The organism is Vibrio sp. QJM3NY_39, from assembly GCF_057785895.1.
Genome location: NZ_CM173505.1, coordinates 762,218 through 778,131, shown reverse-complemented (window position 1 = coordinate 778,131; position 15,914 = coordinate 762,218). Strand labels below are relative to the sequence as shown.

Annotated in this window: 15 protein-coding genes; 8 read left to right on the top strand and 7 right to left on the bottom strand. The window is 44.1% G+C overall.

The genetic code is table 11. The features are described from left to right. Nucleotides 1–192: a DUF4250 domain-containing protein gene (locus AC3CHU_RS03605; RefSeq protein ID WP_004736793.1), complete on the top strand. Its 192-nt coding sequence runs from the start codon at nucleotides 1–3 to the stop codon at nucleotides 190–192. A 232-nt stretch (nucleotides 193–424) separates the two neighbouring features. Next, on the top strand, nucleotides 425–751 hold the full coding sequence (locus tag AC3CHU_RS03600; protein ID WP_004736794.1) for a hypothetical protein: 327 nt from the start codon (nucleotides 425–427) through the stop codon (nucleotides 749–751). Nucleotides 752–1,089: 338 nt separating this feature from the next. On the opposite strand, the gene glyA is transcribed toward AC3CHU_RS03600, so the two are convergent. Next, complete coding sequence (glyA, locus tag AC3CHU_RS03595) at nucleotides 1,090–2,340, bottom strand: serine hydroxymethyltransferase (RefSeq protein WP_017084166.1); 1,251 nt, start codon at nucleotides 2,338–2,340, stop codon at nucleotides 1,090–1,092. A 347-nt stretch (nucleotides 2,341–2,687) separates the two neighbouring features. Between glyA and AC3CHU_RS03590 the strand changes: the two genes are divergently transcribed. The 3 genes from AC3CHU_RS03590 (at nucleotide 2,688) to AC3CHU_RS03580 (ending at nucleotide 5,963) form a co-directional block, all read left to right on the top strand. Further along, nucleotides 2,688–3,290: a YitT family protein gene (locus AC3CHU_RS03590; RefSeq protein ID WP_016784986.1), complete on the top strand. Its 603-nt coding sequence runs from the start codon at nucleotides 2,688–2,690 to the stop codon at nucleotides 3,288–3,290. Between the two features lie 89 nt (nucleotides 3,291–3,379). Then, complete coding sequence (locus AC3CHU_RS03585) at nucleotides 3,380–4,888, top strand: winged helix-turn-helix domain-containing protein (protein WP_237290346.1); 1,509 nt, start codon at nucleotides 3,380–3,382, stop codon at nucleotides 4,886–4,888. Nucleotides 4,889–5,033: 145 nt separating this feature from the next. Beyond that, nucleotides 5,034–5,963, top strand: coding sequence for a hypothetical protein (locus AC3CHU_RS03580; protein ID WP_248389449.1), 930 nt, complete (start codon nucleotides 5,034–5,036; stop codon nucleotides 5,961–5,963). Between the two features lie 98 nt (nucleotides 5,964–6,061). Here AC3CHU_RS03580 and treC read toward each other — a convergent pair whose 3' ends face one another. The 5 genes from treC to gmhB form a co-directional block, all read right to left on the bottom strand. Continuing rightward, nucleotides 6,062–7,747, bottom strand: coding sequence for an alpha,alpha-phosphotrehalase (gene treC, locus AC3CHU_RS03575; RefSeq protein WP_488525082.1), 1,686 nt, complete (start codon nucleotides 7,745–7,747; stop codon nucleotides 6,062–6,064). Between the two features lie 120 nt (nucleotides 7,748–7,867). Next, on the bottom strand, nucleotides 7,868–9,292 hold the full coding sequence (treB, locus tag AC3CHU_RS03570) for a PTS trehalose transporter subunit IIBC (RefSeq protein WP_016791314.1): 1,425 nt from the start codon (nucleotides 9,290–9,292) through the stop codon (nucleotides 7,868–7,870). A gap of 203 nt (nucleotides 9,293–9,495) precedes the next feature. Then, nucleotides 9,496–10,440 (bottom strand): trehalose operon repressor TreR, encoded by a 945-nt coding sequence (gene treR / locus AC3CHU_RS03565; protein WP_488525081.1) that lies wholly within the window; start codon nucleotides 10,438–10,440, stop codon nucleotides 9,496–9,498. Nucleotides 10,441–10,529: 89 nt separating this feature from the next. Further along, complete coding sequence (locus tag AC3CHU_RS03560; RefSeq protein ID WP_054547584.1) at nucleotides 10,530–10,865, bottom strand: MliC family protein; 336 nt, start codon at nucleotides 10,863–10,865, stop codon at nucleotides 10,530–10,532. A 118-nt stretch (nucleotides 10,866–10,983) separates the two neighbouring features. Then, the gene (gene gmhB, locus AC3CHU_RS03555; RefSeq protein WP_004734374.1) at nucleotides 10,984–11,535 is read right to left on the bottom strand and encodes a D-glycero-beta-D-manno-heptose 1,7-bisphosphate 7-phosphatase; all 552 of its coding nucleotides are present in this window, start codon (nucleotides 11,533–11,535) and stop codon (nucleotides 10,984–10,986) included. Nucleotides 11,536–11,775: 240 nt separating this feature from the next. Here gmhB and metN point away from each other — a divergent pair, with 240 nt between their 5' ends. The 3 genes from metN (at nucleotide 11,776) to AC3CHU_RS03540 (ending at nucleotide 14,375) form a co-directional block, all read left to right on the top strand. Next, the gene (metN, locus tag AC3CHU_RS03550) at nucleotides 11,776–12,810 is read left to right on the top strand and encodes a methionine ABC transporter ATP-binding protein MetN (protein ID WP_171329159.1); all 1,035 of its coding nucleotides are present in this window, start codon (nucleotides 11,776–11,778) and stop codon (nucleotides 12,808–12,810) included. Continuing rightward, nucleotides 12,800–13,483 (top strand): methionine ABC transporter permease, encoded by a 684-nt coding sequence (locus AC3CHU_RS03545; protein WP_004734372.1) that lies wholly within the window; start codon nucleotides 12,800–12,802, stop codon nucleotides 13,481–13,483. The genes metN and AC3CHU_RS03545 overlap by 11 nt, the downstream gene beginning before the upstream one ends. 82 nt (nucleotides 13,484–13,565) lie before the next feature. Then, complete coding sequence (locus tag AC3CHU_RS03540; RefSeq protein ID WP_171329157.1) at nucleotides 13,566–14,375, top strand: MetQ/NlpA family lipoprotein; 810 nt, start codon at nucleotides 13,566–13,568, stop codon at nucleotides 14,373–14,375. Nucleotides 14,376–14,466: 91 nt separating this feature from the next. On the opposite strand, the gene AC3CHU_RS03535 is transcribed toward AC3CHU_RS03540, so the two are convergent. Next, complete coding sequence (locus AC3CHU_RS03535) at nucleotides 14,467–15,672, bottom strand: carbohydrate porin (protein ID WP_054547581.1); 1,206 nt, start codon at nucleotides 15,670–15,672, stop codon at nucleotides 14,467–14,469. Nucleotides 15,673–15,914: the final 242 nt, after the last annotated feature.

The window sequence follows — 15,914 nt, the reverse complement described above, 5'->3', positions numbered from 1 at the left end:
ATGAACCTCGCTAACTTTGAAAAGATGGACTCTGTGATGTTGATGAGCATCGTCAACATGAAGCTACGTGACGACTTCGGCGGTGATTTGGATCGAGTAGTCAACTTCTACGAAATCGACAAAGCAGCCTTGATCGCTAAACTTGCATCTGCTGGTTTTGAGTTTCTTCCAGAAGCCAAACAGTTTCGATAGTCATTTAAAACAAGCTTGATTTTGAAAGGCCAGCCTCAGTGTTGGTCTTTTTTATTGGTGATACGTATTGGATAAACATGTAGTTAGCCAGTTATAAATTATCTGTCTGCATCTATACTTTTATATCTTAGAGTCAACCAACGCTCCTTGAACCAAAGCGTATTGTTGTATAGGCTACCTCAAATAGCATATAAAACTCATCACCCAATCTGATGATAGCGAAGGATTAACAATGAAAAGACTCGGACTTTTGGCAGTTTTCGCTGCAACACTGACTGCAGGTTGCGCTTCAAATACACAGCAAGACAACTTTCGTGAAGCCTCTTTTGAGCTGTGTAATACCGAAGTCGATATCTACTCAGTAAGCCATGATGAGCGAATTCGTATCGTCTGTTCTGATGGTTCTAAATTCGCTTTGAACAGCGAAGATACACTAGAAGTAATGCGTGATATCAACATCGACTATTGTGATGGCGAAGGCTTAGGCAAATTCAACGAGAGCCGCAGCTACTACTCGTTTAGATGTAAGTCAGGTACTTTACTGAGCATCAAAAAGTAAAACCGATACCAACAAATAGCAAAGGGTTGATGTGCAAACATCAGCCCTTTTTAGTACCTGCCTTTCTGTATTCTCAGATAACCCAACGCTCATACCGACCAATACAAAAAAGGCCCCTATACAGGAGCCCTTCAAATCGTATGTTTCAATCAAATAGATTTAGTTCAAGGAAAAGGCGCGGAGTTTTCAGCACCTTTCCCTAAAACAAAAAGGGACTCAATGAGCCCCTTTAAAAGTACTTTTCAAAGTAGTCGTTTGAAATTTTAGGAGAGCACGCGGAGCTTACGGATGTAAGTGAGCATGCTCGACAACGAAGTTCAAATTACTACGAAGAAAAATTAAGCGTAAACCGGTAGACGCTTACAGATCTCTAGTACTTTTGCTTTAGTTGCTTCGATAACAGACTCATCACCCATGTTATCTAGGATGTCACACATCCAACCTGCTAGCTCTTTCGCATCGGCTTCTGAGAAACCACGACGAGTAATAGAAGGAGAACCGATACGGATACCTGAAGTAACGAACGGGCTACGTGGGTCGTTTGGTACTGAGTTCTTGTTCACTGTGATGTTAGCTGAACCTAGTGCTGCATCTGCTTCTTTACCTGTGATGTCTTTGTCGATTAGGTCAACTAGGAACAGGTGGTTCTCTGTAGAACCTGAAACGATGTTGTAACCGCGAGCTAGGAATTCAGCAACCATTGCTTTTGCGTTAGCCACTACGCGTGCTTGGTATTCTTTAAACTCTGGCTCTAGAGCTTCTTTGAACGCTACTGCTTTACCAGCAATAACGTGCATTAGAGGACCACCTTGGCCGCCAGGGAATACTGCTGAGTTCAGCTTCTTGTATAGATCTTCGCCTTCGTTAGAAAGGATAAGACCACCACGAGGACCAGCAAGCGTTTTGTGCGTTGTTGTTGTAACAACGTGAGCGTGTGGAACTGGGTTCGGGTAAACACCCGCTGCGATTAAACCAGCAACGTGAGCCATATCTACGAAGAAGTAAGCACCTACTTTGTCAGCGATTTCACGCATGCGCGCCCAATCACAAACTTGAGAATAAGCTGAGAAACCACCGATGATCATCTTAGGTTTGTGCTCGATTGCGAGAGCTTCCATCTCTTCGTAATCGATTTGGCCAGCTTCATCGATACCGTAAGGAATGATGTTGTAAAGCTTACCAGAGAAGTTTACTGGAGAACCGTGCGTTAGGTGACCACCGTGCGCTAGGCTCATACCTAGAACGGTATCGCCAGCATTCAATAGCGCCATGTATACAGCGTTGTTAGCTTGAGAACCTGAGTGAGGTTGTACGTTCGCGTATTGAGCGCCAAACAGTTCACATGCACGTTCGATTGCTAGAGTTTCAACTTTATCTACGAACTCACAACCGCCGTAGTAACGCTTACCAGGGTAGCCTTCAGCGTATTTGTTTGTAAGTTGAGAACCTTGAGCTTCCATTACACGTGGGCTTGTGTAGTTTTCTGAAGCGATAAGTTCGATGTGCTCTTCCTGACGAAGAGTTTCTTCTTGGATAGCTGCGAATAGGTCCGCATCGTAATCAGCAATGTTCATGTCACGCTTAAGCATCTGTATCTCCTGACTCAGATTGTACTGAAAGTTTCAAAAAAACCACACAACGACCGAAAGCAAACGTTTCCGTCACCGTTTTGATGTGACGCATTCTACATAATTTGATCTAGGTCATAAAGAGCTAATTGCAATTTTATCATGTAGTTTTTTCATAATCACATATAAGATTCATCATGGTTATTAAGCTTATCCAACCAAAGATGACGCTTACTGTCAATTTTACGCTTTACACCCTGTAAAACGCAGATTACATAGGTTTACCTTAATTTTACCCCTCAAGCTACCGAAAGCTAAGGTTTTTCTCTACTATGCACGCCTTTATTGGTTAGGTAATTATTAAAACGATGGAAAAACACTCACGTAAAGAAGATTGGGTAGCTATTCTCACTGGCACGTTTTTAGTGGCGTTAGGCGTCTTCTTTTTACAGTCAGCGAACCTGCTTACCGGTGGTACTACTGGCTTGGCTCTGCTTTTGAGTCAATTCTTACCTGTAACCTTCGGTATTTTGTACTTTGTGGCCAACTGTCCATTCTATTTATTAGCGTGGAAACGATTTGGCCGTAGCTTTGCCATTAGCAGTGCAATTGCTGGTGCGTTAGTTTCTGTGTTTGCCGATCATTTATACCTAGTTATCTCACTAGAAGTTCATAACGAGATCTACTGTGCTGTTGCCGGTGGCTTATTAATGGGCTTAGGTATGTTAATCCTATTCCGTCATCGCTCCAGCTTGGGTGGCTTCAACGTATTATGTTTGTTCATCCAAGACCGCTACGGCATCTCTGTAGGTAAAACTCAGATGGGCATTGATGCCTGTATTCTGTTCGCTTCTTGCTTCTTCGTATCGCCTTGGGTAATTGCCGTTTCGGTATTGGGCACCGCAGTATTGAACATCGTATTGGCAATGAACCACAAGCCTACTCGTTATTCGGTCAACTACGCGTCTTAATTCCAGTTATCCAATCAATGAATTACTAGCTGTTTTTCATAACAAAAACAGCTAGTATTTAGCTTTTATAAGCTACCCTCTCTTTTCTTATGCAAGATTACCTCTCTAACGCCAAAGACACTCAAACCTCGATCTCTATTGAAGGTTTAGAATTCAACCCAGTCACACGTGTCTTGAGTAGCAACGAGCAGGTCATCGATTTAGAACCTCGTTCTATTGAATTACTCGAACTGTTTCTTACTAGCGTGGGTGAGCCTATCGCAGCTGAGCAGATCATCGAATCAGTTTGGCAAAGTAACTTCATTTCAAAGAATGTTCTCACTAATAGAATCAGTACATTGCGTTCTGTATTGCAAAAGCACCTACCAGAAAGCGATGCTACTAAGATCTTGGTGACCTATCCACGCAAAGGATACTTTCTCAATCCGAGCTCAGTGAGTCTGGCCGATACAGCAGTCGAAATTACAGAAGTAACCGAGCCACCTCAGGCCAGCCAAAAGACGTCGCCGCTTAACCTCTTATTACTGTCATTCTCTGTTGTGTTGCTGATAAGCACCGCGACTCTAGGTTATATGTTTTGGCACTCGTCAAACCAAGCCTCCGAGCTAGAACGCACACAGAGGCTGATTCCTAAGGTCGAACTATTACTGAACCGCATCGATGCCATTGGTGATAATGCGAGAACGCGCCGAAAATCCGTTAAAGCGCTACTGCTCCAACAGCAAATTGAATACGCTTATACCGATTTAGCCAACCAAGATGCTCCGAGTTACTTCGTTGACCCAATAGACAGTACTCCTTTCTTTCCGGGCGCAAAAAACATGCGTACCAGTGACTACCTGCTCAATATTCAATTAAAGGATCAGGAGGTCGATACACGTCTTGCAGCTAAAGTCAGCCTTATTTATCCAAGCTCGGGCAAGCTTGCCTTTCGTGGGGTCTACTCAATAGAGTTAGATAACCTCAATGAAGACTTGATGGAGATAAATAGAGAGCTGGCAAACTACTTTGCTCTACCTGCTCCGCTATCACCAGAATGGTCTGTCAGCGATAAAGAACTAAACCATTTGCTTAATGAACAAACGCTAAAGCTGGATAGCGTGCCACTCAACGTGATGACTGCAACATTGATTGCACGACAAATGGCGCTCTTTGAGACTGACCACCAGCGACTGATCAGTTTCACTAGCCTTGTGCAAACACGCTTTAAGTTGATTCCCGATGAGCTCAAACTCTGGCTTGGGATTATCCACTTCAAGTTAAGAGACCTGCAAACTGCCAAAGAGTTTCTGACCAATACGGCGGGTAACTCGACCATCGAGAACGCACTGGTCTATATGATGATTTCCCATATTGCCTACAAGCAAGGGGATATGGATAAGTTTCGCCTCAACTACATGGAATCCTTGGTCGCGTTACTGCGAGTGGTTCCTTCAGAAGAGTTGTTTGCTCGCTTATCCAAACCTGAGTCGAAATCGACCTGTCTCCAGCCTTGGAAAAATCTAAAATTGAGCATCAATGAGCCACTGATCATCAAGCAATGGGAAAACCTAATGCTTAACTACTGCACGAATGTCGGCCATCAATTTTCCGAATGAATAAATATAAATCACTTAAAAACAATAAGTTAAACATAAATTAAGATCTTATGTATCTTCGTTTTTTGCCCTATTAACCCTCTCAACAATAGCATTCCTAAAAACAACAGGCCGCTCTAGGCCAACTATATTAGGAATGCTCAACATGAATAAATCTATGACGCTGCTTGCGACTTCTCTCTTTGCTTTATATGGCTGTGGAGGTGGCTCTTCTTCATCAGGCTCAACTGGTACAACTCAGTTCGATTACCCGATCAACAACTCTCAGTTTGCACCGAAGAACATCACACTATTATCGTACCTAGTATCAGAAGATGGTGAAGAGAACACAGTGTTGGATCTTGCATACCGAGACATCAGTTCTGAACTGATGTTGGCCAATATTCAGTTGGAATTGGATAAGCTAGCTATCTCTAACACTACTGAAGGTGTTGCTGAACTAGAGAAGCTAAAGGCAACGGTAGAGAGCATGGTAAACAGCGGTATCAACGACTTCTATGCTGCAGATGTGACGGTGCAAAGTGAGACAGACAGTGATCTGTTTTACAAAGGCAGTGATGGCTTTGTTAACTCAGTTGATGCCAATATAGAATTGAGCAACGGTGAGACTGTCGACTTTTTAGTGACCAACCCAGTATTCAAATCCTCAGGCAGTACAGTAAAAGAAAAAAGCCCAAATATTAGCCATAGCAGTAGTTCAGTCGGGCTTTCGTTTGAGGTTACTACTGGCCAACTAGAAGCCTTGCTTGATGATTTCTATGAAGAAGGCATCAATGATTTAGGACCATCAGAAACACAATGTCGATTCAACTGGAGCCAACAAGTATCTGAGAATGGCCAACGTTCAACTATGACGGTTCAAGGTAAGAAAATTGAAACGGCGTACCTGAAAGTTGAAAACACTTACAACGTTGCATGTGATGGGTATGACTCAGCTGAATTTCAAAGTAATACCGAGACATGGTTTAACCCAAACTTTGGCGTTGTGAAAATGATGGACTGGGATGAAAAGAATGGCACACAACTGAGCGAAACAGTGTGGGTTCTCGATTCATTTACGGTCAATAAAGGCTAAGCAATCGAATAAGACTTCAATGTTAAATTAGAAGAAAGCTTTGAGCCTAACATCTAGAGTTCAGGCTCAAAGCTTATACTCGCATAGGGGTACGAGTATTATTGCTCTATCAAGAGAATTCTTGTTTCATATGGTCGTAAGGTCATCGTATATTCAGAAACTGGCGACTGATCATCAGGGTAATTCCCCAATAGCAATTGCGCTTTATCCAGCTCAAGTTCATTAGGTAACTCAACCTGACACGCTTCACCATAGTAGTTATTAATACAAACCAAAGTCTGGCTTTTACTCTCACGAGAGTACGCAAATACCGACGGGTGCTCAGGCAATAAATCTTGATAGCTGCCATAAGTAATCACGGGCACTTCTTTACGTAACTCAATCAAACTCTTATAGAAATAGAATACCGAGTCTTTATCTTCAAGCGCTTGCTCAGCGTTGATCTCAGTGTAGTTATTCGCAACATCTAACCATGGCTGTGATAGCGAAAAGCCAGCGTACGTTTCACTGTTCCATTGCATTGGTGTACGAGAATTATCACGTGATTTCTGAGCTAAAATAGCCATCATATCTTGATGAGCCACACCATCACGGTTCACCATGATGTCGTACATATTGGTACTCTCTACATCACGATACTGGCTGATCTCGGTGTAACCCGGGTTGGTCATACCAATCTCTTCACCTTGATAGATATAAGGTGTGCCTTGCATCATGTGGACTGACGCAGCAAGCATCTTGGCTGATTCAACGCGATATTGCTGGTCGTTACCCAAGCGGCTCACGACTCTTGGTTGGTCGTGGTTACACCAGAATAGTGCGCCCCAACCTTTGCCGTTCAAACCGGTTTGCCAGTGATTGAAGATCGACTTGAGCTGTAAGAAATCAAACGGTGCATTAGTCCACTTCTCACCATTGGTGTAATCGACCTTAAGGTGGTGGAAGTTAAACACCATTGATAGCTCGCTGTTATCAACATTTGAATATTGCTGACAATGTTCCAACGTGGTTGAAGACATCTCGCCGACGGTCACGCTGCCGTATTTCTGGAATACCGCTTCGCTGATCTCTTTCAGGTATTCGTGCACACGTGGACCATCGGTATAGAAACGACGACCATCACCGATATCATCGTTAGGGAAATCTTGTTGCTTCGAAATTAGGTTGATCACATCCAAGCGGAAACCGTCAACGCCCTTCTCAGCCCAGAAGCTGATAACGTCTTTCACTTCTTCGCGTACAACCGGGTTCTCCCAGTTGAGGTCAGCCTGTTCTTTGGCGAATAAGTGTAGGAAGTATTGCCCTGTCGCCTCATCGAGTTCCCACGCATTACCACCGAACTTAGACTGCCAATTGGTTGGTGCTTGGCCATCTACGGGATCTTTCCAGATATAGTAATCGCGATACGGGCTGTTTTTATCGCCCAAAGCAGATTGAAACCATGCATGCTCTGTCGAGGTATGGTTTACCACGATATCCATCACGATGCGAATGCCACGTTGATGCGCTTCAGACAGCAGTAGGTCGAAGTCTTCCATGGTGCCGAACTGGGGGTTAATCGAGTAATAGTCTGAAATATCGTAACCATTATCGATCATGGGTGACGCGTAAACTGGGGTTAGCCAAATCGCATCCACGCTCAAATGTTTGAGGTAATCCAGTTTCGAAATGATCCCTTTGATATCGCCAGTACCTTTATTGCCGCTGTCACAAAAGCTCTTTGGGTAGATTTGATAGATGGTTGCGGTTTTCCACCAACTTTCATCATGCTCAGTCATCGCCATCTCTAACACTCACTTACCAGAAAATATAAACAAAAAATCACCATGCTTACATGGTCAAATAGGAATCATTCCTAAGAGAAAAAGCGATGACTCACTTGAAGTCATCGCTTGCTAAATGCATTACGCGTTGGCGGTTTCTAGTTCGCCTTTCATCTGTGCTCGTTTATAGAAGAACAATGTCAGCGTTATCGGCAGTACAACCGCCACCAGCATCGCGACTAAGTAAATCGACCAATATTGAGGTTGAATCGATAAGATACCCGGCAAGCCACCAACACCGATACCATTCGCCATCACACCTGCACTACCACAGATTGCAGCCGCTGCGGCACTACCGATCATTGCGCTCAACATAGGGAATTTGTATTTAAGGTTGATGCCGTACATCGCAGGTTCCGTTACACCTAGGTAAGCAGAGATTGCTGCTGGTACCGAGATGTCTCGTTCACCTTCACGTTTACTCAAAATAATGATGCCGACAACCGCTGAAGCTTGTGCAATGTTTGATAGTGCAATCAAAGGCCAGATTGGTGTGCCACCTAAGTCTTGCATCAGTTGTAAGTCCACAGCGTTGGTTGTGTGGTGAATACCCGTAATAACCAAAGGTGCGTATAGGAAGCCAAATACCACTGAACCAAGAATCGCGAAGTCACCAGTCATTGCCACTTTGGCAGCGAAAGCCACACCATCACCTAACATACGACCAAATGGGCCAATAAAGGCGTGAGCTAGAATCACAGATAAGATGATCGAGACAAATGGCACAACAACTAGATACAGATAAGAAGGTACAATGCGCTTAAGGTTGGTCTCGATGAAGGCCAGAGCCACACCCGCTAACATCGCAGGGATCACCTGAGCTTGATAGCCGACTTTCTCAATCACGAACAAACCAAAGTCCCACACTTCAGGCACCGATTTACCTATCATGTAAGCGTTCATCAACTGTGGAGAAACCAAGGTCACACCGAGTGTGATACCCAGAATTGGCGTTCCGCCGAGTTTCTTAACCGTCGCCCAACACACACCAACCGGTAGGAAGAAGAAAATCGCTTCGCCAATCAACCATAAGAATGAGTGAACGGTTGCCCAGAATTGGCTGATTTCAACTAAGGTTTTGCCATCGAACATGCGAATGTCGCCAATCACATTACGGAAACCAAGAATCAAACCACCAGTAATAATGGCAGGCAGCAGTGGTACGAAAATTTCGGCTAAATGGGAGATACCACGCTCAAGGAAGTTCATATTTTGACGAGCAGCCAACTTCGCCTCATCTTTTGATGATGCATCTTTACCAGTTTGCTCAATCAAAAGTGCGTACACCTCATCAACCTCGGTGCCAATCACGACTTGGAATTGACCTGCGTTAGTAAAGCAGCCTTTTACCAGTTTAAGCTTCTCTAACTCTGCTTTGTTCGCTTGTTCCGTATCGTTCAATACAAAACGCAGTCGAGTTAGACAATGGCTGACACTCGCAATATTCTCTTTGCCACCGACTAACTCGATAAGACGCGCAACGTCTTGCTTCGCTATCTTACTCATACTACCCCACCCTGGTTTCATTCAATTACTCTTCTAAACCATGCAGCTATAACCACTCGATTCAGATTGATGGGAACATTCCCAATTACGGTTATTATAATGCCCTCATGAATAATAAATTAAAATGGGAACAGTCCCATTAATTGAAAGAGATCACACTCTAATTTTAATCTAAGCGGTTCAATTTCGCTTGATTGAGTGGATTATAGAATCGGAGATTGAGTGTGATGAGAGATCTCTGCATTACCTAAAAGCTGAGAGATCAATAGATTAGCGGCCAACTTCCCCGCAGATTGATACCCAGGATCAATGCTAAATACTCGAGGGAACAAGAAAGAGAGAAGATCATTGCCACCGACACCAGTCACCACCACATCTTCACGTTGTAACTCTTGCAAACGCTTGATTACGCCAAGAGCCAGTGTATCACTCGCACAGACAATGGCTTGAGTCGCAGGAGCAAGCACCTCATCCACCAACTGATAAGCGCTTTCATGATGAAGTTGACCAGTACGATAGTTGGCGATCGAGCCTGTGACTTCACACCAATCCAGGTAGGCCTTAAGACGAAGCTCACCGGTTGATTTATCGCTAGGATCAACGCCAATGAAGCCAACATCAGAGATCCCCTGCTCCGATAGATGCGTTAACGCACTATTGATCACTTGTTGATTATCATAGTTAATCGACGTCACGTTCTCGGTATCCAGAGCAATCACTACCGCTTTGTGTTCCCAAGCTTCAATCGCAGGAATATCACAGTCAGTAAAGCCGAATACAATGATACCGTCTACATTGCGACGCTTGAGAACCTGCAGATGCTCATTGGCTTTTTCTCTATCAAGCTGACTTTCCATGATCACCACATCGTAATCCGCTCGATACAATTCGGCCAGCATCGTACTTACCGCTTTGTTTTCAGAAGGAGAGTCCAGACGAGAAATGATTACGCCGATGACTTTTTGACTGCCACCGCGCATAGACTGTGCAGACTTTGAAGGCGAGTACCCAGATTCTTGAATTACTCTTTCCACCCTTTCACGGGTTTCAGGTTTCACTTTTGGATCATTGGTCAGAACGCGAGATACGGTTGACTTACCAACACCGGACAGCTTAGCAATATCGAGAATAGTGAGTTTTTTGCTCATAAAAAGTCTAACGTTAAAGGGAAGAGAGGAAAAAGCGAGGGTATAATCCCTCACTTAACTGTTTGTAAATCCTAGAAGTTAACTATGACTTACTTTCGGCAATTTTTATAGACGACACGACCAAGTTCTAGACGTGCGTTGTCACCTTTAGTGCGTAAAGTGACGCTATTGATCAGTTCAGAGGTTCCATCATCTAAGATGTACTTCGTTCCTGAACCTGCAGCTATTTGAGTTAGGCGATATTCATTCTCTGGCAAACGTAATACCGCTTTTTCATTACCAAGGTAAGCGACCTTAAATGAAGCGTCAGACTCACATTGATAAGTCACGAATTGATCGTCCGAGACTGCACCATCAGGCGCCGCGGATTTAGAACACCCAACTAACGCTACCGTACATAGAGATGCTGCCAACAATGCTTTCATACTGCGTTCCTCATCTTTATATAGTTAACGGCGCTGATATCTTATTTATGGGTTAGCACCCCAGTTGACTGGTTAGAACACACGAAATAAGTAAGCCTGTTAACGATAGGAAAATGTATCAGCCTTTCAGGAAAGCTGGTACATCCTTAATGCTATCCAGCACAACACTGGCAAGTGCCTCACCCTTTTCAGTCACGGGTTTACCGGTTCTCACCAACACTCGGGTACCAACACCTGCAGCTTCTGCTGCCATCATATCTTCAGCTTTATCACCGATCATGACAGAGTTCGCCATATCAATTTTCAGAAAGTCACGCGCTGAAATGAACATACCAGGTTTAGGCTTGCGACATTCACAATCTTGCTTGTAGTCGCCAATGCCGTGTTCAGGGTGATGAGGACAGTAATAGATACCATCTAACTCAACGCCATTATCGACAAAGTTCCAATCCATCCACTGCGTCAAAGAAAGAAAACGATCTTCGCTAAACTTGCCACGAGCAATACCAGATTGGTTGGTCACAAGTACCAATAAATAGCCCATATCTTTAAACGCTTTTGCCGCTTCAAACACACCATCGATGTATTCAAAGTCATGCTCATCATGTACGTAGCCATGATCAACGTTAATCACACCATCACGATCTAAAAAAACAGCCGGTTTAGACAAAATTCAGTTCTCTATCAACTCTCTATTAATCATTAATTATTACACGCTTTATTTGCTTCATCACTATCTATTTAGTTTTGCGTTCGTTAACGATTTGTTTCTACCTTAGCAACACAATCGACGTTTAGCCGTCTAGACGTAAAAATATCTATTGACTTAGATCATAGAACACCATAGCATCGTCTGTAAATCGAGCGAGCTATCGACATATTATTCTGTTCCACCTGCACGGGTTTCTCTATGATTAAAGTGAATCAAGTCAACAAGGTTTTTTATCAAGGCACTAAAGAAATCAATGCCTTAATCGATATCAACCTTCACATACCTCAAGGTCAAATCTTTGGAGTTATCGGCTCTTCAGGTGCAGGCAAAAGTACCCTGATCCGTTGTGTAAATATGTTGGAAGCCCCGACCTCAGGTGAAGTGATTGTTGACGGTATTGACCTGACAAAACTCAGCAAATCAGAACTCAGCGAAGCTCGCCGTAACATCGGCATGATCTTCCAGCACTTCAATCTGCTGTCTTCTCGTACTGTATTTAACAACGTAGCACTGCCTTTAGAGCTTGCTGGTAAAGATAAAGCTGCGATTGAAGCGAAAGTGAGTGAACTACTTGAGCTTGTTGGTCTATCGGATAAGCGTGATACCTACCCTGCGAACTTAAGTGGCGGTCAAAAGCAGCGTGTCGCGATTGCTCGTGCGCTAGCGTCAGACCCAAAAGTACTGCTATGTGATGAAGCGACCAGTGCGCTGGATCCAGCAACGACTCAATCTATTCTTGAGCTGCTACGTGAAATCAACCGTAAGTTGAGTATCACTATCCTACTGATTACTCATGAAATGGATGTGGTTAAAAGCATCTGTCACGAAGTCGCAATCATCGGCGGCGGTGAGTTAGTAGAGAAAGGCACTGTCGGTGACATCTTTGCACACCCTAAGACAGAACTCGCGCATCAATTTATTCGCTCAACGCTGGATCTAACGATTCCTGAAGATTACCAAGCACGCTTGCAAGGAACTCGCGTAAACAGCAGCTACCCGTTGGTACGTCTTGAGTTTACTGGCGCAACGGTTGATGCTCCGCTGATGACGCAGATTGCGCGTAAATTCAATATCGATGTCAGCATCTTAAGCTCTGACCTTGATTACGCCGGCGGTGTGAAGTTCGGCATGATGGTCGCTGAACTGTTCGGTAATGAAGCAGATGATAATGCTGCTATCCAATTCCTACGCGATAACAATGTAAAAGTAGAGGTACTTGGCTATGTCCTTTAGTTTCAACGAGATTGCTGACTGGATCAGCCTTAACGGTAACCTTCTATTAGGCGCAACAGGAGAAACGCTTTACATGGTTGCTGTCGCAGGTATTGTTGGCTTCGCTGTCGGTATCCCATTAGGCGTGATTCTACACACGACTAAAAAAGGTGGTCTGTTAGAGAACACCAAACTAAACAAAATTCTCGGTGCGGTTGTAAACGTGGGTCGTTCAGTGCCTTTCTTAGTACTGATGGTTGCGATTATCCCATTGACTAAGATGCTGATTGGTACCTTCATCGGTACGACAGCAGCGATTGTTCCACTGACGATTGGCGCTATCCCATTCGTAGCTCGACTTATCGAGAGTGCACTACTTGAAGTACCAACAGGTCTAGTAGAAGCAGCTCAGTCAATGGGCGCAACACCAACACAAATCATCAATAAGGTTCTGCTTCCTGAAGCACTACCGACTATCATCAACTCAGTAACGATTACGCTAGTGACTTTGGTGAGCTACTCGGCAATGGCAGGTACTGTAGGTGGTGGTGGCCTAGGTGATGTCGCGATTCGTTACGGATTCCACCGTTACGATGTGACCATCATGGCTGTCACGGTAGTGATGTTGATTGTGCTTGTACAAATTATTCAATCAATCGGTGATTCATTAGTTCGCCGCGTTGACCACAGATAAAGACTCACAGCTTAAACGCAAACTACCTAAGACCAAGAGTCGTCTGAACCAAATTAAATAGATTTATTAAAAGGAGATTATTATGAAATTTAACCTTAAAGGTTTACTTACCATCGCAGCAGCGGCATCAGCGCTAGTACTAGCAGGTTGTGGTGATAAAGAAGTCGACACTTCTAAAGTAAAAGTTGGCGTAATGGCAGGTGCTGAAGCACAGGTTGCTGAAGTTGCAGCTAAAGTAGCAAAAGAGCAGTATGGCCTAGATGTTGAACTAGTGACTTTCACAGATTACGTAACACCAAACGCGGCACTGGATGATGGTTCTATCGACATCAACGCATTCCAACACGCACCGTACCTAGATCAGCAAGTGGCTGACCGTGGCTACAAGCTGACTATTGCTGGTAACACGTTTGTTTACCCAATTGCAGGTTACTCTAAAGAAGTGAAATCTGTAGACGAAATCCAAGACGGCGCGCGTATTGCAGTACCAAACGATCCAACTAACCTAGGTCGTTCTCTGCTTCTTCTTGAGCAACAAGGTCTGCTTGAGCTTCGTGAAGGCGCAGGTCTTCTAGCTACCGTTCGTGACATCGTTGGTAACCCTAAAAATCTAACGATTGTTGAACTAGACGCTGCGCAGCTTCCTCGTTCTCTAGATGACGTAGCACTGTCTATCATCAACACAACTTACGCGAGCTCTATCAACCTGACTCCGCAAAAAGACGGTATCTTCGTTGAAGACAAAGATTCTCCATACGTAAACCTAATCGTTTCTCGTGAAGATAATCTAAACGCTGAAAACGTACAGAACTTCGTAAAAGCTTACCAAACCGAAGAAGTGTACAAAGCAGCTTCAGATATCTTCCAAGGTGGCGTAGTTAAAGGTTGGTAATCACCTAAACTACAGCATCGTATAGATACCCGAAGGGGCTGACTTAACGTCAGCCCCTTTTTTATTGATTGCCGTGGCTGAAAGGGTCAGCTTACCACCAAGCTTCCACTTGCATGCCGACACTCATTTCGCTGTTTTTACCTTCACCGAAGGCATTGTCATTTTCAGCATCGTTTAGGTAAGTCGCAAAGATACGGAATTCAGGACGCGACCAGAAACCCACTTGTGGAACCCAAGCCTGAGCCACAGTAAACTTACCACCCGCCCCATCTTGGTTATTAATGGTTTCAACAAAACCACCAATTTCAAGAATGGTACGCATACGCTTGTCCCACTTGTAAAGCGGACGAATAACAGCACTGAAAGAGTCATCATCGCTATTATTCGCGCCAACACCCGTCGACATGGCATAACGAACAGTATGGCCAAACTCGATGTTCTCACCAATCGCAAGTACGCCCCAGTTAATCAAACGGAAGCCATCGGCGTCGTTGTTGTTTGCATCACGAACGATGCCTTTACCCGTTCCAAAAGTCGTCATCTGCTCGGCATAACCAGAGTTAGCAACCTGTAGAATGGTTTTGTTGAAACCGCCTGATAGGTTTTGATTCAAGCTCGCGGTTAGCATTACGCTGTCATCCGCATCCACCGTTTGACCTTGCTTTTCATTGGCGAAGTTCATATCAATACCGACCTCAAGATCCGCATTGTTCCACAATGGAATGCCCGCATAACGTATATCAGCAATCATGGCTGTGGTTTCTTTGCCATCAAATACATCACCCGTAACGGTGTCTTGAATCAAAGCTACCGATAATTTACCTGGGCCCATATTGATGTGTTCAACACCGGCACCAATACCACTGACATCCCAGTAATAGTTATCAACGATGTGCACATCATGACGTTGGTAGTAGCGCTCACCCGCCCAAATCCCAATGTCCTTATCTTCAAAAAGCCCCACCGCCTGAACATTCAATTGCACCACATCCACGCTTTTATCCGCCGCGTTTTCATCTTGGCCTTGCCAGTACGACAACATGGAATCAACTAAAAATGAAACGTCGTCCTCTGCATACACCTCTTTCTTAAAACCAAACTCACCATACAGGTCATTTTCGTTGCCGAGTCGGCCAACTTTACTCACTTCCCACTTGCTGTTTGAGCCGCCTTCATTACTCAGGCCAACGCCTCCGCGCATGTAACCATTGAACTCCAATGGCGTGGTTTCATCAGCGTATAAATTAGGGGCAAGTAAAGCAGTAGAGAGTGCAGCAGCAATAGGTAACAGTTTCATCGTCCATTCCTTTCAGATCTAGAATCAGGTTGTTTTTATAAATGGGAACATTCCCATGGGATCGATCCCATTTATATTGAGAAGAATATAAATTGAAAGAGAACTGATTGATTATTGTGATCAGGCTAACTATTGAGGTAACTAAAAGTTGATGGGTGTTGGATTATTTCTATGAATACGTTGGAGCTACAGAAAGAGGGAAATATCACGTTCTGTACCTACTTGGGGGAACAGTAGTTAAC